This window comes from Micromonospora sp. HM5-17, from assembly GCF_003762835.1.
GTDB lineage: Bacteria > Actinomycetota > Actinomycetes > Mycobacteriales > Micromonosporaceae > Plantactinospora.
On record NZ_RJWA01000008.1, the window covers coordinates 66,088 to 85,064 of the forward strand.

The window sequence follows — 18,977 nt, forward strand, 5'->3', positions numbered from 1 at the left end:
ATGATGTAGCCAGTTATCACCCGCCTCATCCGGAGAGACCGATGACAGCAGTCATTCGACCTATTGCTGGTTTGTGGTGATGTGATCCTCGGCTGCCGGGACCCGGCGGCACCGGCCACCACGCTCCCCGCCGGGGCGCGCCATCCGCGATCCCTCGCCCCGGGTCGTCACCTCCGCGTACCAGCGCGCACCGCCCATCAGGCGGTTCCGATTTCCCTGCCGACGTTCGTGGCGACAGCCACGCGCGAACCGCTATCCACGAAAGGAACACGCATGGACAGGACCCGGACAGTCGCCCGGTCTCTGCTCTCCACCGCCGCTGTCATGGCTACCTCGCTGGCGTTCGCCGCCATGCCGGCCGCGCGCGGCGTCGCCGACGCGGCGGTGGAGAAGGGCCTCCGCGGCGGCAAGCCGGCCGACGTGCGCCAGAGACTGGCAGCGCTGGCCGCCACACCGGAGCTACTGGCGAAGGCCGTACCCGACGAATGCTTCGTCGGGCTCGGCCCCCCGCAACAGGGGGGTGCCGGATGCGAGATCGGGCAGCCGAAGGTGAACCAGGCATACGTGTGGGGCCTGGCCCGGGCCGGAAACCACCTCTGGTTCGGGACAGCCGCGAACGTCCACTGCCTGACGATGGGGATGAGTCTCACGACGACCACGCCGGTGCAGAACGACGACTACGTGTGCGAGTACGGCGAGAGCTCGTTGCGGGCGCAGTACCCGATGATCCCGGCGGCCTGGGGTGACTGGCGGCCGCCGAAGGTCTACCTCTACGACACGTCGTCCCGGAAGCTGACCGACAAGACCGGAGCCATCACCGCCAGGTCCGTCCTCGACCGGCAACGGCTGAACACGACGGTGGGGATCCGGGCGGCCGGTGCGCACCAGGGGGTCGTGCTGCTCGGCGGGCCGAGCCCGCTCGGCCTCAACCTGTTCGCCTTCGACAGCGCGTCGGGCCGGTACCTCGGGTCCACGACCCTCCCCGAGTACGGCACCGTCCGAAGCTTCCTGTCGGCGGACGGTGCGCTCTACGCCGGTGTCGGCATCGGGCTGGACGGTGACTCCGGTGGCGCGGTGCTGCGCTGGACCGGCAGCAAGTCCAGCCCGTTCGAGTTCACCGTGGTGGGCAGCCTGCCGGGCCAGGTCGCGGACCTCATCGTGCACAAGGGCCGGATGTTCGTCACGACCTGGCCCAGCGTCGCCCGCAGCGTCGAGGGCGGGAACATCGCCGGCGTGTGGATGAGCCCGTGGCTGACCACCGGCAGGCGGGGCCTGACCAGGTCGGACGCCCTGTCCTGGACGCAGGTGTGGAACGTGACCCAGTACGAGCCGGACCCGGTGATCGCCGCGACGTACGGGCTCGGCGGCCTGGCCTCCTACGGCGGCAACCTCTACTGGGGCACCATGCACGTGCCGATGAAGGCCACCCAGGCGCACATCGCCCGCTACCAGCCCACCGCCGAGCAGCAGAGCGCCGCGGTGCAGTACACCCAGCGGGCGACGAGCATCTTCCGGGCCAGTAGGTTCGACGAGGGCAGGGCGGCGGCCGACCTGCTCTACGGCGCGGCCGCGCTGCCCGCGTACGACCCGACGGCGAACGGCGGGACGGGCGCATGGCAACTCGTCCCGACCGGCTACAAGCCCCGGTACGGCGCGGCGGGATTCGGCAACAGCTACAACAACTACACCTGGAAGATGGTGGTGGCCGACGGCTCGCTCTACATCGGCACCATGGACTGGAGCTATCTCGCCAAGGACCTGCCGGCGGACTACAACGGCGGGGTGCAGAGCGGAAACGGCGCCATCAACCCGACCTCGTACGGCGCCGACCTGTGGGTGTTCGAGAAGCCACACGGCGCGGCCAAGCCGGTGGACACCACGGGGCTCGGCAACTACCTCAACTACGGGATCCGGACCATGGCGACCGACCAGTCGGCGATCTATCTCGGTATGGCGAATCCGATGAACCTCCGGACCGATCCGGGTGACGATGTCCCCGAGGGCGGTTGGGAGCTGATCCGGCTGCCGGTGACCGGCTCCTAGGCATCCGGCGCCAGGTGACCTCGGCGCCGCCCGGCATGGACCTTCCGCGACGAAGAACCGTGATCCGCGGCAGTGCCGACGTCATGACGTTGGTGGCCGGTCGGCGCAGGACGCCGACCGGCCACCAACGAATACCGGACCACCCCCGAGGGAGGAGGCGCCATGGACCGGCGATCCCACAGGATGGAGATCATCCGCCGCGCCGCGGTGCTGGCGCTGGCGACCGCGAGCGTCCTCGCGGTGGCGCTCGGCTGCGACCTGGTGCGGTCACCGCGGCGGGAGGCGGGCGCGCCGACCGCCCCGACCGGGGGCGTCCCCACGGCGGCGACCACGCCCGAAGCCCCCGCCCCGGACGTCGCCGCCGGTTCGTCCACGCACCGTCTCACGGTGGACGGCCGGCCACGGACGTTCCGGCTTTACCGCCCGGCCACCCTCTCCCTGGCGAAGCCGGTGCCGCTGGTGGTGGTGCTGCACGGTGCCCTCGGCAGCGGCCGGCAGGCCGAGACGGCGTACGGGTGGAACGCCGTGGCTGACCGGCACGGCTTCGTGGTCGCGTACCCCGACGGACTGCACCAGTCGTGGGCGGTCAGCGAGAGCTGCTGCGGACCACCGGTCCGGGAGGGCATCGACGATGTCAGTTTCATCACCGCCACGGTCTCCGCCATCTCCGCCAGGTTGCCGATCGATGCCGAGCGGGTCTATGCCGCCGGGATCTCCAACGGCGGGATGCTCGCGTACCGGTTGGCCTGCGACACCACGACGTTCGCCGCGATCGGTGTGGTGGCCGGAAAACTCCTCGGCCCGTGCCCGGACCCGGCACCGATCTCCGTGCTGCACATCCACGGCACCGCGGACTCCCTGGTGCGCTACGACGGCCGGCCGGGGAAGCTGGACAACGGCGGGGTCGGGCTGCTGCCCGTCAAGATCGGCGGTGCGCCCGTGCCCGACCAGATCGACAGATGGCGGGAGATCGCGAGGTGTCATGACCCGGAGGTGCGTACCGAGGGAACCGTGACCACGTCGCGGGCCCGCTGCCCGGACGGGCGTGACGTCGAGCTGATCACCATCGCCGGCGCCGGCCACCAGTGGCCGGGTGCGGCGCCGCTGACCGCGGCGGAGCGCCTGCTCGGGCTGGACCCGCCGGTCACGACGCTGGCAGCCACGGACGTGATCTGGGCCTTCTTCGCCGACCACGCGCGGCAGGGTTGAGCCCGCCGGTACCCGGACGTGCCGGCGCGGGCCCTCCGGAACCGGATCACCATCGACCTGCCTTCCCCCGGTGGTCGGCACGGGCCCGGTCCACCTCCGGTACGCCCGCGCCGGCCATCACCGCGAATGCGGGGCCGTCGCCGGGAGGTCGGCGAGCGCGGGCCGGCGGCGCGCGGACCGGGCGGACCAGCGGCCGTCCTGGTACGAGACGTCGATCGGGTGACCGAAGGCGGCCGAGACGGTGGCGGTCGTCACGGCGGTATGAATCGGACCGGCGGCGACGACACGTCCCGCCGCCAGCAGCAGCGCGTGGGTCGTGCTGACCGGCAGCTCCTCCAGGTGATGGGTGACCAGCACCGAGGTCAGGGCGGGGCGGGCCGCCGCGAGGTGGTCGATGGTGTCCAGGAGCTGCTCGCGGGCGGCGACGTCCAGCCCGGTGGACGGCTCGTCGAGGAGCAGCAGCTCCGGATCGCAGACGAGCGCCCGCGCGATCAGGGCGCGCCCACGCTCGCCCTGGGACAGCGTCGGCCACGCCTGTTCCCGCACCCCGCTCAGCCCGACCCGGTCGATCAGGTCGTCCGCCCGGTCCGCCTCCTCGGGTGAGGGCTTCCACCGGGGCGGCGTCTCCACGGTGCCCGTGACGCCGGTGAGGACGACCTCGCGAACGGTCAGCGCCGACCGCGGGGCGTGCCGGGGGTTCACGTGCCCGATGCGCTGGCGGAGCCGTTGCAGCTCCACCCGTCCCAGCCGCTCCCCGAGAACGTGCACGACCCCGGTGGTCGGGTGGATGAGCGCGCCGCAGAGGCCGAGGAGGGTGCTCTTGCCCGCGCCGTTCGGCCCGAGCAGCGCCCAGTGCTCGCCCCGGCGTACCACGACGCTGACGTCGTGCAGGATCCGCGTGCCGTCGCGGCGCAGCGACGCGTGCTGCACGGACAGCACCTCCGGGCGCGGTGCTTCGGTCAACCGGGGCCTCCTTCAGCCTGTGCGGCGCCGGCGGAGGACGTCACGGAACGGATCACCGGGGGCTCCTCCGCGTGGCTGAGGAGCGATGGTACGTCGGGTCGCCGCCGACGCCCCGGCAACGGACCCCGCCTTCCCGATCTCCGGACCCCGCCTTCCCGATCTTCCCGGCGGGGAACCGGGACGGGGGTAGGGCGCCCCCCGCCCGCGGGCCGTGGGTGTTTGCTGCGGCTTCGCGCGGGTAGCTGCCCTGCGACGGCGGGATCAGGCGGTGGGGCCGGGGAGGCGGGCACAGTGACGGGAAGCCGCATCGACGACGTGGCGACCGGCGCCCTCGGTGGGCTCGCCGGCACCGTGGCCGACCCCCGGCAGGGAACCCGGCAACTGGCGACGACCCTGGTCCGACCGGCGGTGTACGCGGTCGGGCTGGCGTTCGTCGCCGGCTACCTGCTCGGCAGACGCCGGCGTTGAGGGGCCACCGGGAGACCCCGTCGCCACCGGGACGGAGCACCGGACGCGGCACGGGAACAGGGGCGGTCAGATGCAGGAGATCGTAGGACAGAGCCTGGCCAGGAGACTGGTCGAGTGGGGGGTCGACACCGTGTTCGGCCTCCCCGGCGACGGCATCAACGGGTTGATGGAGGGCTTCCGGCGCGAGCGGGAGCGGCTACGGTTCGTCCTGGTGCACCACGAGGAGGCGGCCGCGTTCATGGCCACCGGGTACGCCAAGGCGACCGGCCGGCTCGGCGTCTGCGTCGCCACCTCCGGCCCGGGCGCCGTCCACCTGCTCAACGGGCTCTACGACGCCAAGCTCGACCACGTCCCGGTGCTGGCGATCACCGGGATGCAGGAGACCTCGGTGCTGGGTTCGCACTACCAGCAGGAACTGCACACCGACCTGCTGTACCAGGACGTGGCCGCCTACAACCTCGTGGTGACCAACCCGCAGCAGATGCCGGGGGTGGTCGACATCGCGATCCGCAACGCCCTGGCCAAGCGGACCGTGGCGCACCTGTCGTTCCCGAACGACGTCCAGGTCGCGGCGGCGAGCGAGGATCCGTACCGGCACGTCAGTCCCGGGGCGCCGCCGACGAGCAGCGCCTCGGTCTCGCGTCCGCCGGTCGCCCCGGCGTCCGAGGACCTGGCCCGGGCGGCCGAGGTGCTGGCCGCCGGTCGGAAGATCGCGATGCTGGTCGGGATCGGCGCCCGCGACGCGCGTGAGGAGGTGCTCGCCACCGCCGAGGCGCTCGGCGCCCCGATCGTGAAGACGCTGCCGGGCAAGCACGTCGTACCGGACGACCATCCGCTCACCACCGGAGGGCTCGGTCTGCTCGGGACCCGGCCCAGCGAGGAGCTGATGGAGGAGTGCGACACGCTGCTGATGGTCGGCACCTCCTTCCCGTACGGGAAGTACCTACCCTCGCCCGGCCAGGCCCGGGTGGTGCAGATCGATCTGGACGCGAGCCTCGTCGGGCTGCGGCTGCCGGTGGCGGCGGCGGTGACCGCCGACGCGGGGACGGCGTTGCGCCAGCTGCTGCCGATGCTGCCCCGGCGTGAGGACCGCTCGTTCCTGACCAGGTACCAGCGCCGGCGGGACCAGTGGCGGGCCGAGATGGAGGCGTTGGAGGATCCGCGCCGGCGCCCGATCGCCCCGCAGTACCTGGCGGGTTGCCTCGACGAACAGGCCGCCGACGACGCGATCCTGACCTGTGACTCGGGCACCGTCGCCACCTGGGCGGCCCGGCACTGGACCATCCGGGGCGGTCGGGAGTTCTATCTCTCCGGCAACCTCGCCACGATGGCCTGCGGCCTGCCGTACGCCATCGCGATGCAGCACGCCTATCCCGGCCGGCAGGTGATCGCGTACGTCGGGGACGGAGGGTTCGCGATGCTGATGGCGGAGTTCCTCACCGCGGCCCGGCACGACCTGCCGATCACGGTGGTCGTGAACAACAACAACTCGTACGGGCAGATCCTGTGGGAGCAGATCGTGCTGGGCTATCCCGAGTACGCGGTCCGGCACCGCGAGCCGGAGCCGGACTTCGCCGCATGGGCTCGTGCCTGCGGCGGGTACGGCGCGAAGGTCACCGACCCGGGGGACCTGCCGGACGCGCTCCGGGCGGCGCTGGCCCACCCGGGGCCGTCACTGGTCGACTGCGACGTGAACCCGAACGAGCCCCCGATGCCGGGCAAGGTCCGCTACGAGCAGGCCAAGCACTTCACCGAGGCGTTCCTCCGGGGCCAGCCGCACCGGATGGCCACCCTCGCCACGGTGGCCCGCGACAAGATCAACGAACTCCGGTCATGACCCGCCAACTGCGCCGGGTGGCGCTGCCGGATCCGGTCACCCGGGCCCCCGGACCGGCCGAGGGGATCGACCTGTCGGGACTCGCGGCCGACCTGCACGCCGCCGTCGACGGGGAGGTGCGGTTCGACGCCGGCTCCCGTGCCGCGTACTCGACCGACGCCTCCAACTACCGCCAGGTGCCGCTCGGCGTGGTCCTGCCCCGGACGGTGGAGGCGGCGGTCGCCGCCGTCGAGGTCTGCCGGCGGTACGGCGCCCCGGTCCTGTCCCGTGGGGGCGGGACCAGCCTGATCGGCGAGTGCACCAACGTGGCGGTGGTCCTGGACTGGTCGAAGTACTGCCACCGTCTGCTGGAGGTCGACCCACAGCGGCGGACCTGCCTGGTCGAGCCGGGCATCGTCCGGGACACCCTCAGCGAGCGGCTGGCGCCGTACGGGCTGGAGTTCGGCCCGATGCCCGCCACCCACGACCACTGCACGATCGGCGGGATGCTCGGCAACAACTCCTGCGGGGCCACCGCCCAGCGCACCGGCAAGGTGGTCGACAACGTCGTCGAGCTGGAGGTGCTGCTCTACGACGGCACCCGGATGTGGGTCGGCGAGACCAGCGACGAGACGTACGCCGAGATCCAGGCCCGGGGCGGCCGGCCGGCGGAGATCTACCGACAGCTCCGGGCGCTCCGCGACGAGTACGCCGACGACATCCGTGACCGGTACCCCGACATTCCGCGCCGGGTCTCCGGATACAACCTCGACAGTTTGCTCCCGGAGAAGAACCTCCACGTCGCGCAGGCGCTGGTCGGCTCGGAGGGGACCCTGGTCACCATCCTGCGCGCCCGGTTGCGGCTGGTCCCCACCGTCAAGGCCCGGACCCTGGTCATGCTCGGGTACCCGGATCTCGCCACCGCCGCGGACGACGTGCCGCGCGTGCTGTCGTACGAGCCGATCGCGCTGGAGGGGATCGACGACAAGCTCATCGCCTTCGAGAAGCGTAAGCACCTGCACCCCACGGCCCTGCACATGCTGCCGCCCGGCGGCGCCTGGCTGATGGTGCAGTTCGGTGCGGAGACCGCGCGGGAGGCCGACGACGCCGCGGAGCGGTTCAGCGCCGCGATGCGGGGTCGGGACTGGCCGCGCGTCTTCCGGTTCGAGAACGAGTCCGACGAGGCGCGGCTCTGGACGGTCCGGGAGGCCGGCCTCGGCGCCACCGCCTGGGTGCCCGGCATGGCGGACACCTTCCCCGGTTGGGAGGACTCGGCGGTCCCGCCCGAGCGGCTCGGCGACTACCTCCGCGACCTCGACCGGCTCTACCAGGAGTACGGCTTCGAGCAGGCGTCCCGCTACGGGCACTTCGGCCAGGGCTGCGTGCACAGCCGGATCCCGTTCGAACCGCGTACCGCGGACGGCCTGCGGCAGTTCCGGTCCTTCGTGGAGCGCGCCGCCGATCTGGTCGTCGCGTACGGCGGCTCGTTCTCCGGTGAGCACGGCGACGGGCAGGCCACCGGCGAACTGCTGCCCCGGATGTTCGGTGACCGCGTGGTCCGCGCCTTCGGGCAGTTCAAGGCCATCTTCGACCCGGACGACCGGATGAATCCGGGCAAGGTGACGCCGGCGTACCCGATGGACACCCAGCTGCGGCTCGGCGTGGACTACAACCACGGCCCCGTCGACACGGTGTTCCGCTACCCGGAGGACGCCGGCAGCTTCCCCCGGGCGGTGCTGCGCTGCGTCGGGGTCGGCAAGTGCCGTCGCGAGCACGGCGGGGTGATGTGCCCGTCGTACATGGTCACCCGCGAGGAGGAGCACTCCACCCGTGGCCGGGCCCGGCTGCTGTTCGAGATGCTCGACGGCACCGCCCGGGGCGGGACCATCGCCGACGGCTGGCGCTCCACGGCCGTCCGCGACGCGCTCGACCTCTGCCTGGCCTGCAAGGGCTGCAAGGCCGACTGCCCGGTCAACGTCGACATGGCCACCTACAAGGCGGAGTTCCTCGCCCACCACTACGCCGGCCGGCTGCGGCCCCGCAGCCACTACTCGATGGGCTGGCTGCCCGTCGCCGCCGTGCTCGCCGCGGCCGCGCCGCGGCTGGCCAACACGGTGACGCACGCGCCGGGTCTGGACCGGGTCGCCAAACTGGTCGCCGGCGTCGACCAGCGGCGCGACCTGCCACTCTTCGCCGAGCAGACGTTTCAGCGCTGGTACGCCGCGCGGGGGCCGCGCGGGGACGGTTGGCGTGGCGAGGTGATGCTCTGGCCGGACACCTTCACCAACCACTTCCATCCCGGCGTCGCCCGGGCCGCCGTGGAGGTGCTGGAGGCGGCCGGCTGGCGGGTGCGGGTGCCGGACCGGCCGGTCTGCTGCGGGCTGACCTGGATCTCCACCGGCCAGCTGCACACCGCCCGGCGGGTGCTGCGCCGCACCGCCGCGACGCTGGCCCCGCACCTGCGCTCGGGCGGCCTGGTGCTCGGCCTGGAACCGAGCTGCACCGCCGTGTTCCGCTCGGACGCCGTCGAGCTCTTCCCCGACGACCAGGACGTCCGGAAGCTGCGACAGCAGACCGTCACCCTCGCCGAGCTGCTGCGGGACCACACCCCCGGTGGCGGCCGCCGGCGATCTCCCGCACCGCGTTGATCCAGACGCACTGCCACCACCACGCGATCCTCGGCACCGACGCCGACCGCGCGGTGCTCGACGGTGCCGGGGTGCGGGCCGAGTTCCTGGACTCCGGCTGCTGCGGCCTGGCCGGGAACTTCGGCTTCGAGCGGGGGCACTACGAGGTCTCCATGGCCTGCGCCGAACGGGTGCTGCTGCCGGCGCTGCGCGACGCCGATCCTCGGGCCGTCATCCTCGCCGACGGGTTCAGCTGCCGGACCCAGATCGACCAGGGTGCGGCCGGCGGCCGGCAGGCGATCCACCTGGCCGAAATGCTCCGCGCGGGCCTGCACGGCGACCGGGACGGGCCGCTGCCGGAACAGCGGTGGGCACGGCGACCCGCCGGCCCGACCCGGCTGGCCCGGTTCGCCACCACCGCCGCGGTCGCTTCCGCTGTTCTCGGCACGGTGGCCGCCGTCGCCCGGGCCGCCGTCGGCCGTCGCCCCGGCGGGTGAATCCATGATCCGGCTCGAGGTCGCCGCCTACCGGATCCCGACGGACGCGGCCGAGGCCGACGGGACCCTAGCCTGGTCGAGCACGACCCTGGTCCTGGTCCGGGCCCGGGGCGAGCCGGTCGACGGGGGGACGTCGCCGGTCGGGCTCGGGTGGACGTACGGGCCGGCGGCCACCGCCGGAGTGGTGACCGACCTGCTCGCCCCCGTGGTCGCCGACCTCGACCCCGACGACGTACCGGCCGCCTGGCAGGCCATGTGCGCCCGGGTGCGCAACGCCGGCCGGCCGGGCGTCGCCGGGCTGGCGCTCTCCGCCGCGGACTGCGCGCTGTGGGACCTGAAGGCGCGCCGACTCGGCGTCCCGCTGGCCCGCCTGCTCGGCACCGTCCGCCGGCAGGTCCCGGTGTACGCCAGCGGCGGCTTCACCAGCTACGACGCCGAGCGACAGCACCGACAGCTGGCCGGCTGGGTCCGGGAGCAGGGCATCCCCCGGGTGAAGATCAAGATTGGCGAGTCTCGTGGCGCCGCCGAGGCCCGGGACCTGGCGCGGATGGCCGCCGCGCGCGCGACCATCGGGGACGCGGCCGAGCTCTTCGTCGACGCCAACGGCGGCTACCGGCGCAAGCAGGCCATCCGGGTGATGCAGGCCGCCGCGGGGCTGGACGTGCGCTGGTTCGAGGAACCGGTCAGCTCCGACGACCTGGAAGGACTCGGCCTCGTCCGCGACCGGGTGAGCGCCGACGTCGCCGCCGGCGAGTACGGCTACGACCTCGCGTACGTCCACCGGATGGTGCGGTACGTCGACTGCCAGCAGATCGACGTGACGCGGTGCGGCGGGATCAGCGAGTTCCTGCGTGCCGCCGCGGTGGCCGAGGCGGCTGGGCTGGACGTCTCGGCGCACTGCGCCCCGCACCAGCACCTCGCCGTCGCCGCCGCGGTGCCCAACCTGCGTCACCTGGAGTGGTTCCACGACCACGTCCGGATCGAGGGGCTGCTCTTCGCGGGAACCGTCTCCGCCACCGGCGGGAGCGCGCCGGTGAACCTGACCGAGCCCGGTATCGGGCTTGCCTTCCGGGACACGGACGCGGAGCGGTTCCGGATCCGCTGACCGGGTGCCGGGGGTAGGCGCCACACCGGCGCCGGACGACCCTGTTCACCGGTGCGCCTGGCGGTCCGAGGCGGTGGCCGTGGCGACGTCCACCGGATAGCTGCCCCGGGCCAGCAGCATCAGCAGCCCGTTGGCCAGCAGGGGGACGAGCATGACGAGGAAGGTGTCCCGCAGCCCGATCGCGCCCTCACCCGGGCCTCCGTCCCCGGCGAGGGCGTCCGCGAGCAGACCGAAGGTCGCCGGGGCGATCCCCTCGGCCGCGAGGCGCAGCAGTGTCCGCAGGCTCTCCGCACGTCCCCACATCCGGGCCGGAACGATGTCGAGGCGGGCGGCGTCCAGCGGTGGGTTGGCGGCGGCGAGCGCCGCGGTGCCGAGAGCGATCAGCGGCAGTGCCAGAGCGACCGACGAGAGGAGGAAGCCGGGCAGCAGCAGGAGCGCCGCGGCGGTGTAGCCGGCGGCGGGAACCAGGATGCGCGCGTCGGCGCGGCCGTGGCGCAGGATCCGGTCGGTGTACCGGCCCCCGGCCACCGCTCCGGCGAGCGCGGTGACACCGACGACCAGGGCGATCGCTCCCAGCGCGGTCTGCGAGACCCGGTAGTGCTGGGTCGCGAAGACGACCGCGAACGTGCGCAGCCCGGCGAAGAAGAAGTAGCCGATCACGGACGCGATGATCAGCAACCGGTTGCTCGGGATGCGGAGCAGGTAGACCGCGGCGCGGGCCAGCGACATGTCCGCGGCGCCCGCGGGCAGGACCCGCCCGGGCGCCGGCGCGATGCCCCGGGCGGCGATCACCTCGTGCGCCTCGTCGCCGGTGTGGTCGTCGCCGGCCTCCCCGCTCCGCGCCCCCAGACCACCGTTCTCCCGGGCGACGCCCCTGCCGCCGTCCCGTGCCCCGGCAGCCTCCCCGGCCGGGTCTCGGCCGTCCGCCCCGGCGACCCGTCCGCCGGCTGTCCGGTCGTCCGCTCCGGTCGTGCGTCCGCCGCATGCGTCGTCGGGCGCCGTCCGCCGGTCGCCGCGCAGCCAGCCCGCACCGCCCCGGGCCGGTTCGGGCAGTTGCCACAGCAGCGCCACGGCCAGGACCAGGCTGGCGGCGGCCAACAGGAAGAAGGCGGAGCGCCAGGAGAGCGCGGCGGCGACCTCACCACCGGCGACCAGCCCCACCCCGGCACCGACGATCTCGCCGGTGAGGATCCACCCCAGCACCGCCGCGCGGTCGGCAGGCGGGATGAAGTCGCCGGTCAGCGAGACCACCACGGGACCCGAGGCGGCGACGGCCGCGCCGAGCAGCAGCCGGGAGACGAGCAGCCAGCGGTAGTCGGCGGCGAGGCCACCGGCGACCATGGCGACGGCCCAGGCCGCGACCGTGACCGCGAGGAGGCGTACCCGGTGGACCCGGTCGGCGAGCATCCCCATCGGTATCGCCGCGAGGGCGCCGACCCCGGAGGAGGCCGAGGCCAGCAGCCCGAGCTGGGCGTGACTGATCCCCAGGTCAGCCTCGAGCTGTGCCGCCGCCGCGCCGATGGCGCCGGTGTCGGCGCTGTTGAGCGCGAGCACCGCGCCGAGCAGCAGGACGACGCGCGTCCGCCCCGAGCCGCCCAGGAGTCGCCGAGCCCGGACGCCGAGCCGTGCGCCGACCCCCGGGGTGTCGGCCCGGTCAGCGGCGGACCGGCGCGTACCCACCGTCACCCCGGACCGGCGCGGCCAGCGTCACCGCCGTCTCCAGCAGCATGGCGTGGACGAACGCCTGCGGCAGGTTGCCGCGGAGCTGCCGCTGCTGGACGTCGAACTCCTCGGTGTAGAGCCCGGGCGGGCCGCAACCGGCCCGGTTGCGTTCGAACCACCGGTGCGCGCCGACCGGATCGCCGGCCTGGTGGGTGGCGAGCGCCGCGATGAAGCCGCAGAGCAGGAAGGCGCCCTCCGCCTCACCGAGCGGCCGTTCGTCCGGCCGGTAGCGGTACAGGTACCCGTCCTCGGCGAGTTCGTCGAGGACCGCCCGGTGGGTCGCCGTACTGCGGGGGTCGTCCGCGGGTATGGCACCCCGGATCACGGGCAGGAGCAGCGCGGCGTCGACCCGCTCGTCGTCGTAGGCGCGCCGCCAGCGGCCGGACCGGTGCACCCCGTGTCGGCCGGCGTCGGCGAGTACGGTGTCGGCGAGCGACGCCCAGCGGGCGGCCTGCGCCGCGGGCGCGACCACGGCGGCGGCCCGCAGCCCGGCCACGCAGGCCAGCTTCGAGTGCGTCCACTGGCGGGGCGACAACTCCCAGATTCCGCTGTCCGGTTCCCGCCAGCGTCGCTCGATCGCCCCGGCCGCGATCTCGACGGCGTGCCAGGCCGACGCGTCCAGCCGGTCCCGGCGGGCGGCGGCGGCCAGCAACAGCAGGCACTCGCCGAGCGTGTCGAGCTGGAACTGGCCCCGTACCCGGTTGCCGACGCGGACCGCGCCGCCCGGGTAGCCCGGTAGGTGGGGCAGTGCCCGTTCGTCCGGCACCGGGTGTCCGGCCGCCGTGTAGGCCGGCGTCAGTGCCGGACCGTCCGTGACCAGCCGTGCCCGGACGAACTCCACCGCCGAGTCGAGCAGGTCGTCGGCACCGGCGGCGGCCGCGGCCAGGCCGGTGTAGCACTGGTCGCGGATCCAGGCGTACCGGTAGTCGTAGTTGCGACCGCTGCGGGCCCGTTCCGGCAGCGAGGTGGTGACGGCGGCGACCGTGCCGCCACCGGGCCGGGTGAGCCCGCGCAGCACGGCGTGGGCGAACCGGGCGTCGCGCCGGGCGACGCAGTCGGGGAGCGGGAGGACGCCGCTGCGCCAGGTGCGCTCGGTGCTCCGCCAGGTGGTCTCCGGATCCGGGGGAGGCTCCGGGATCGGGTCGACCGAGACCTCCAGGACCAGGTCGTGTCGCCGCCCGGCGGGGACGACCAGCCGTCCGGTCAGCGCCGTCGAGTCGTCCGGGCCGAGCAGCTGTCCGCCGGTGCAGCGCAGGTACAGCCCGCCGCTGCGGGCCAGCCAGCTCTCCCCGTCCCGCCGCAGCTCGTGCAGGCGCGCCTGGCCGAAGCCGGCGGCCGGTTCCAGCCGTACCGCCAACTCGGCGTCGTGGTCGACGGCGTGGACCTGGCGGAGCAGGACCAGCCGGCGTTCCTGGCCGGGGAGGGCGAGCGCCTCGCGGGACTCGACGATCCCGTCGGTGGTGACCCACCGGCTGGTCCAGATCAGGGTGCCGGGCTCGTAGTAGCCGCCCCAGACGGTGCGCGGGTCCGTCGGCGTGACGCCGTAGCGGCCGCCCGCCCCGAGCAGGGCGCCGAAGACGGCGTCGCTGTCCCAGGTCGGCGCGCAGAGCCAGTCGACGTTTCCGGCGGGGTCGACCAGCGCACCGCGGTAGCCGTCGGCGAGCAGGGCGTACTCCCGCAGCACGTACGGACCGGCCGGCCGGTCGCCCGCCGGTCCGGCCCCGTCGCCTCCTCCGGTGTTCACGGCCGTCGCCCACCGCCCCCGGCCCGGACCGTGCCGTCCACGCCCACCCCGCTCGCTCGTGTCTGGCCGGCACGGACTACCCGGACGGCCCCACCTGACACCTCACCGGTTTCCCACGGTTTTCGTGCGTCGGCGCGGGTCGTCGGTGAGCCCGGCGGGGCGGACCGCCAGCCCGTCCCGTCGGCGCCGGGCGCCCGGGGCGGTCCCGACGCGCGTCCGGCGCCCCGCCCCTCCGGCGGCGGTGGGCCGGCCGGGCATGAAGGCTGACGGGCGGGGTAGCCAGCCGTCCGGGAGGTGGTGCGGGTGTCCGCGGTCGACCCGGGCGGCGACGTGGCGCGGAGTCCGGTCGGGCCGGTGCCGGGCGATCGGCTCGCCCGGGACCTCGCGGACCTGGCCCGCCAGGAGGCGATGCGGCTGCGGGGCGAGCTGTTCGGCTCGGCCCGGCGGGCCGGGCTGGGCGCGGGACTGCTGGCCGGGGCCGGGATCGCGACCGTGCTGGGGATCGGTGCGGTGTCGGTGCTGGCCCGGCGGACGCTGGAGGCGAGGATGCCGGCCGGCCGGGCGGCGGCCGTCCTGGCCGCCGGGTACCTGGGCGCCGCGGTGCTGTTGGCCGGCGCCGGTGTGGTTCGGCTGCACGCGGCGGCCGGCTGGTCACACCGGCTGGCCGGTGACCTCCGTCGGGCGGTGGCGGCGGTACGTGCCGGGGGCACCCCGCCCGACCGTCCGGGTCCCGTCGGGCACCCCTGACTGTCCGGCGGGCCGCTCCACACTCCGTCGCCGCGTCACCGGTCGCGCTCAGCCGTCCCCGAGCAGGCGCCGGACCTCGGCGGCGGCCGGGTGTCCGGGTGCCCGGTCGAGGAACCGGCGCAGGGTGTGGACCGAGGCCGCGGGGTCGCTGTCGCGCTGCGCGAGGCCGAGCATGAGCAGGGCGTCGGGGGTGTCGGGCCGGGCGGCCAGGACTGTCTCGGCGAGCCGGGCCGCCTCGGCCGTCTGCCCGAGCCGGATCAGGATGAAGGCGAACCGTAGGCGAATCTCGTCGGCCGGACGTCGCTCCAGCGCGGTCCGGTAAATCTCGGCGGCGGCCTCGTACCGGCCCTGCTCCTCCGCCGCCCGGGCCAGCGCGAGCAGGTCGAGCACCGGGTCCGCGGCGATGGCCGGACCCGGCCGCCGGGCTGGTTCCGGAGCGGTGGCCAGACGCGGGGCGGCCACGGCGACACCGCCGACCAGGGCCAGCACGGCGACGGCACCCGCGGTCCAGACCCCGGCGGCGGTGACCGGCGGCGGGGGCCGGCGGGTGGGTCGGGGCGGTGCCGGCCGTGCCCCGGGGGCCGCGCCGCGACGCCGGCGATGGGTACGCAACGCCGATCCGGCCCCGACCCCGAGCGCGAGCACCGGGACCAGCCAGAGCAGCAGCCCCCAGCCCTGGGCGGGGGGCGTGGCCAGCACCTCCGCACCGTACCGGCGGACCAGGTACGTCCGGACCTCCTCCGGGCTGTCGCCGGCGCGGAGCCGGGCGGCGATGACCTCGCGGATGGCGGCGGCGATCGGCGACCGGGAGTCCGCCACCGACTCGCCCTGGCAGGCGGGGCAGCGCAGCTCGGAGCTGAGCCGACGCGCCGGGTCGTCGTCCGCCACCCGCACCGACCGGTACGTCCCGAGCACGGCGCCGAGCAGCAGGACCAGCAGGACGGCCGCGCCGACTGCCCGCCGTGGCCTCACGGGGCGCCCAGCAGCCGGGTCAGCCGCCGGTCGAGCCAACCGGCGGTCACCGGGCCGGACGTCCGGTCCGCGATCCGGCCCTGGGCGTCCACCAGGAACGTCTCTGGCACCCCGAATGCCCCCCAGCTCACGGCGGTGGCTCCGGTCGGGTCCGGCACCACGGTCAGCTCCACCGCCCCCGTCTCGGCGAGTAGTGCCCGTATCGCCGCCTCGCCGTCCCGGACGGCGAGCCCGAGCACCTGGAGATCCCGCGACGCCCAGCGGCGCTGCGCCGCGACGAGCAGTGGTAGTTCGTCCCGACACGGCCCACACCAGGACGCGAACAGGTTGACCAGCACGACCCGGCCGCGGAACGCGGCGAGGTCGACCGGCGCGCCGGTGAGGCTCCGGCCGGCCAGCGGTGGTGCGGGCGCGCCCGGTGCGGTCACCGGTGACCCGGTGGAGCGGGATCCGGTGCCGGCCACGCCGACGGCCACCGTCGCGCCGAGGGCGCCGATCGCGAGCAGCGCCAGCGACGGTACCCACCGGAGCCGGCGGCCCGGCCACCCGGCCGGCGGCCGGGTCATCGCGCCCCTCCCGGAGCGACCGGCGCGGCCGGTCGGGGCCGGTCACGGTCCCGCCGGATCCGCCCCCGTCGGGCACGACGCGGTACAGTCCCGGCCAGGACGAGTGCTCCACCGAGGACGGTGAGGGCCCCGCCAGCCCAGACCAGCGAGACCATCCGGTTCACGGCCAGCCGGACGGTCGCGGTACGGCCGTCGGCCGAGACGGCGAGCAGGGTGGTGTACGTGTCCCGGAGCAGGCCTGGGCGGATCGCCGGAACGCTCACCGTCAGGTCGTGCCCGGGGTGGTACGTCAGCTCAGGCGCGGCGGTACCCGTCGGCCGGCCCGACGGGCCGACGGCGAGGCGGGCCCGGACCCGCATCCCGGCGTCGTCGCCCGTTCGCTCGATGGCCGCCAGCCGGACCGTCGCCCCGGACGCCGTCAGCGACTCCCCGACCGCCAGTTCCCGCTCGACGGAGACGGTGTAGGCGGCGGAGGCGGCGGCACCGACGGCGACGAGTGCGATTCCGGCGTGTGCCAGCGCCGTGCCGATCCGGGACCATCCGGCCCGCCGTCCACTGGCGCGCAACCGTCGCCACAGGTCGGCGGCCGTGCTGGCCAGGGCGAAGCCGGCGCAGCCGAAGGCGGCCAGGACCGTCGGCCCGGGTCGGCTCAGCAGACCGGGCACGGCGACAGCGGCCAGCGCGACCCCCGCCGGCGCGGCGGCCCGCCCGGCCAGCTCGCCGGGCGAAGTCCCGGCGCGGGAGAGCAGGGGCGCCAGGCCGACCAGCCCGAGCAGGACGATCGCCAGCGGTACCACGGTGCGGTGGAAGTACCCCGGGCCGACCGCCGCGGTGGTGCCGGAGACGGCCTCGGCGAGCAGCGGGAAGAGCGTGCCGGCGAGGACCACCGCGGCGATGGTGGTGAGCAGGATCAGGGTGCCGAGCAGGGCCGTCGGCCGGGACAGCAGCGGTTCGGCCCGCGGCGTGTCGGAATCGGCCGGGAGCCGCAGGCGCCAGCCGATCAGGAGCACGGTGCCGACGGCGGTCACCAGCAGGAAGCCGAGCAGCACCGGCCCGAGCGGCGACGCGGTGAAGGCGTGCACGCTGGCTACCATCCCGGAACGGGTGAGGAACGTGCCGAGCAACACCAGCAGGAAACTGGCGCAGGCCAGGCCGACCGGCCAGCCGGTCCGATCGACGGCGCCGGGGCGCCGGAGCGCGTGCAGGAACGCGGTGGCGGTCAGCCACGGCACCAGCGAGGCGTTCTCGACCGGGTCCCAGGCCCAGTAGCCGCCCCAGCCGAGGACCGCGTACGACCACCAGGCCCCGAGCAGGATCCCGGCGGTGAGTAGCGTCCAGGCCAGCAGGGTCCACCGCCGGGCCGGGACCGCCCAGCGTCGCCCGGCGGGGCCGGCCAGCAGCCCGGCGAGCGCGTACCCGAACGGGACGACCAGGCCGACGTAGCCGGCGTAGAGCAGCGGCGGGTGCAGGCCCATCGCGGGGTGCGTCCGGAGCAGGGGGTTGGGGCCCGGCCCGTCCGCCGGTACCGGGGCGACCGGGTGAAACGGGTTGGCGGCGAAGTGCGAGAGCGCGAAGAAGAAGACGGCGACGACGCTGACCACCGCCATCGCCCACGGGTGCAGCCGCCGGCCGTCGGCGGGGACGGTACGGGCGAGCAGGCCGGCGTAGCCGGTGAGGATCAGCAGCCAGAGCAGCAGCGATCCGTCCAGCGCCGACCACAGGCTGGTGACGGTGTAGTAGACCGGCACGTGTCGCCCGCCGTGCTCCGCCACGAACCTGAGGCTGAAGTCGTGGCGCAGCAGCGCCCATTCCGCCGCCCCGCACGCCAGTACCGCGGCCACCAGCGCGGCGGCGGTGGCCAGCCGGGCCGGCCGGACCGGCGCGTCCGGAGCCAGCGCGCGGCGCAGCCACAGCAGGGTCGCGGCCACCGAGGCGGCGAGGCCGGCACCGAGCGCCACGCTGCCGACCTGACCGGTCACCGGGCCGTCCCCGGCGAGGTCGCGCCCGCCGGCCGGTACTCGTTGTCGTGCCGGACGAGCACCTGGTCGGAGCGGAACACGCCGTCGGGCCCCAGGACACCCTCCACGACCGCGTCCTGGCCGGCCCGGAAGGTTTCCGGGGGCACTCCCTGCTGCCGTACGGTGATCTCGTGTCCGTCCGCGGCAAGTCGGAAGACGGTCTGTCCGCGGTCGTGGCGGATCGAGCCGGGCACGACCACGCCGCTCAGCCGGGTCCGGCCGGCTCCGGCATCGGGATCGGCCGCCAGCTCGGCCGGTGTGCGGTAGTAGCTGAGGGTGTCGCGCAGGCCCGCCTGGACGAGTAGCCCGGTACCGGCGAGAAGCACGGTGGCCAGGGCGAGACCGGCACGGTTCGGCCGGGTCACCGGGGCCTCCGGGGCGGGGGTGCGGGGCGGCGCGCCGCCCTACCGGCGGGTCGGTGGCGGCGGACCGGGGCGTCCCCGGTCCCGTCGGTGCGAGGGCTGGGATGGACGGCGCTCC

The 18,977-nt window shown here is 74.8% G+C and carries 13 protein-coding genes and 1 pseudogene; 7 read left to right on the forward strand and 7 right to left on the reverse strand.

Features of this window, described 5'->3' with window-relative positions:
- The first annotated feature begins 273 nt into the window (after positions 1 to 273).
- A complete protein-coding gene (locus EF879_RS21370) occupies positions 274 to 2,043 on the forward strand; it encodes a hypothetical protein (protein WP_123561415.1) in 1,770 nt (589 codons plus the stop codon).
- A gap of 162 nt (positions 2,044 to 2,205) precedes the next feature.
- Positions 2,206 to 3,252: a PHB depolymerase family esterase gene (locus tag EF879_RS21375; protein WP_199736553.1), complete on the forward strand. Its 1,047-nt coding sequence runs from the start codon at positions 2,206 to 2,208 to the stop codon at positions 3,250 to 3,252.
- Positions 3,253 to 3,369: 117 nt separating this feature from the next.
- Here the strand turns inward: EF879_RS21375 and EF879_RS21380 are convergent, their stop codons facing one another.
- Positions 3,370 to 4,215, reverse strand: coding sequence for an ABC transporter ATP-binding protein (locus EF879_RS21380; protein WP_123561419.1), 846 nt, complete (start codon positions 4,213 to 4,215; stop codon positions 3,370 to 3,372).
- Positions 4,216 to 4,506: 291 nt separating this feature from the next.
- On the opposite strand from EF879_RS21380, the gene EF879_RS27335 reads away from it, so the two are divergent.
- From EF879_RS27335 to EF879_RS21395, 4 genes and pseudogenes are all read left to right on the forward strand, one after another.
- Entirely contained in the window at positions 4,507 to 4,683 is a 177-nt protein-coding gene (locus EF879_RS27335) for a hypothetical protein (protein WP_158624233.1), read from the forward strand.
- Positions 4,684 to 4,753: 70 nt separating this feature from the next.
- Positions 4,754 to 6,520, forward strand: coding sequence for a thiamine pyrophosphate-dependent enzyme (locus tag EF879_RS21385; protein WP_123561421.1), 1,767 nt, complete (start codon positions 4,754 to 4,756; stop codon positions 6,518 to 6,520).
- Positions 6,517 to 9,623: pseudogene (locus EF879_RS21390) on the forward strand (FAD-binding and (Fe-S)-binding domain-containing protein). The gene EF879_RS21385 and the pseudogene EF879_RS21390 overlap by 4 nt, the downstream one beginning before the upstream one ends.
- Before the next feature lie 4 nt (positions 9,624 to 9,627).
- A complete protein-coding gene (locus tag EF879_RS21395; RefSeq protein WP_123561423.1) occupies positions 9,628 to 10,728 on the forward strand; it encodes an enolase C-terminal domain-like protein in 1,101 nt (366 codons plus the stop codon).
- A 45-nt stretch (positions 10,729 to 10,773) separates the two neighbouring features.
- Here EF879_RS21395 and EF879_RS21400 read toward each other — a convergent pair whose 3' ends face one another.
- Positions 10,774 to 12,408: an MFS transporter gene (locus tag EF879_RS21400; RefSeq protein ID WP_158624235.1), complete on the reverse strand. Its 1,635-nt coding sequence runs from the start codon at positions 12,406 to 12,408 to the stop codon at positions 10,774 to 10,776.
- Complete coding sequence (locus EF879_RS28655) at positions 12,383 to 14,194, reverse strand: glycoside hydrolase family 15 protein (RefSeq protein WP_305036054.1); 1,812 nt, start codon at positions 14,192 to 14,194, stop codon at positions 12,383 to 12,385. The genes EF879_RS21400 and EF879_RS28655 overlap by 26 nt, the downstream gene beginning before the upstream one ends.
- Positions 14,195 to 14,497: 303 nt before the next feature.
- On the opposite strand from EF879_RS28655, the gene EF879_RS21410 reads away from it, so the two are divergent.
- Positions 14,498 to 14,941, forward strand: a complete 444-nt coding sequence (locus EF879_RS21410) for a phage holin family protein (protein WP_148086515.1) — start codon at positions 14,498 to 14,500, stop codon at positions 14,939 to 14,941.
- A gap of 48 nt (positions 14,942 to 14,989) precedes the next feature.
- Here EF879_RS21410 and EF879_RS21415 read toward each other — a convergent pair whose 3' ends face one another.
- The 4 genes from EF879_RS21415 to EF879_RS21430 are packed head-to-tail and all read right to left on the reverse strand — an operon-like array spanning position 14,990 to position 18,862.
- The gene (locus EF879_RS21415) at positions 14,990 to 15,913 is read right to left on the reverse strand and encodes a cytochrome c-type biogenesis protein (RefSeq protein WP_158624237.1); all 924 of its coding nucleotides are present in this window, start codon (positions 15,911 to 15,913) and stop codon (positions 14,990 to 14,992) included.
- Positions 15,910 to 16,479: a TlpA disulfide reductase family protein gene (locus tag EF879_RS21420; protein ID WP_123561431.1), complete on the reverse strand. Its 570-nt coding sequence runs from the start codon at positions 16,477 to 16,479 to the stop codon at positions 15,910 to 15,912. Before EF879_RS21420 ends, EF879_RS21415 begins: the two co-directional genes overlap by 4 nt.
- Positions 16,476 to 18,458: a heme lyase CcmF/NrfE family subunit gene (locus EF879_RS21425; RefSeq protein WP_123561433.1), complete on the reverse strand. Its 1,983-nt coding sequence runs from the start codon at positions 18,456 to 18,458 to the stop codon at positions 16,476 to 16,478. The genes EF879_RS21420 and EF879_RS21425 overlap by 4 nt, the downstream gene beginning before the upstream one ends.
- A complete protein-coding gene (locus EF879_RS21430; RefSeq protein ID WP_123561435.1) occupies positions 18,455 to 18,862 on the reverse strand; it encodes a cytochrome c maturation protein CcmE in 408 nt (135 codons plus the stop codon). Before EF879_RS21430 ends, EF879_RS21425 begins: the two co-directional genes overlap by 4 nt.
- Positions 18,863 to 18,977 lie beyond the last annotated feature (115 nt).

Bases quoted from the DNA above. Each gene is read 5' to 3' on its own strand.
- EF879_RS21420 (WP_123561431.1), bottom strand. From the start codon at position 16,479: ATGACCCGGCCGCCGGCCGGGTGGCCGGGCCGCCGGCTCCGGTGGGTA.
- EF879_RS21370 (WP_123561415.1), top strand. From the start codon at position 274: ATGGACAGGACCCGGACAGTCGCCCGGTCTCTGCTCTCCACCGCCGCT.
- EF879_RS21395 (WP_123561423.1), top strand. From the start codon at position 9,628: ATGATCCGGCTCGAGGTCGCCGCCTACCGGATCCCGACGGACGCGGCC.
- EF879_RS21375 (WP_199736553.1), top strand. From the start codon at position 2,206: ATGGACCGGCGATCCCACAGGATGGAGATCATCCGCCGCGCCGCGGTG.
- EF879_RS21385 (WP_123561421.1), top strand. From the start codon at position 4,754: ATGCAGGAGATCGTAGGACAGAGCCTGGCCAGGAGACTGGTCGAGTGG.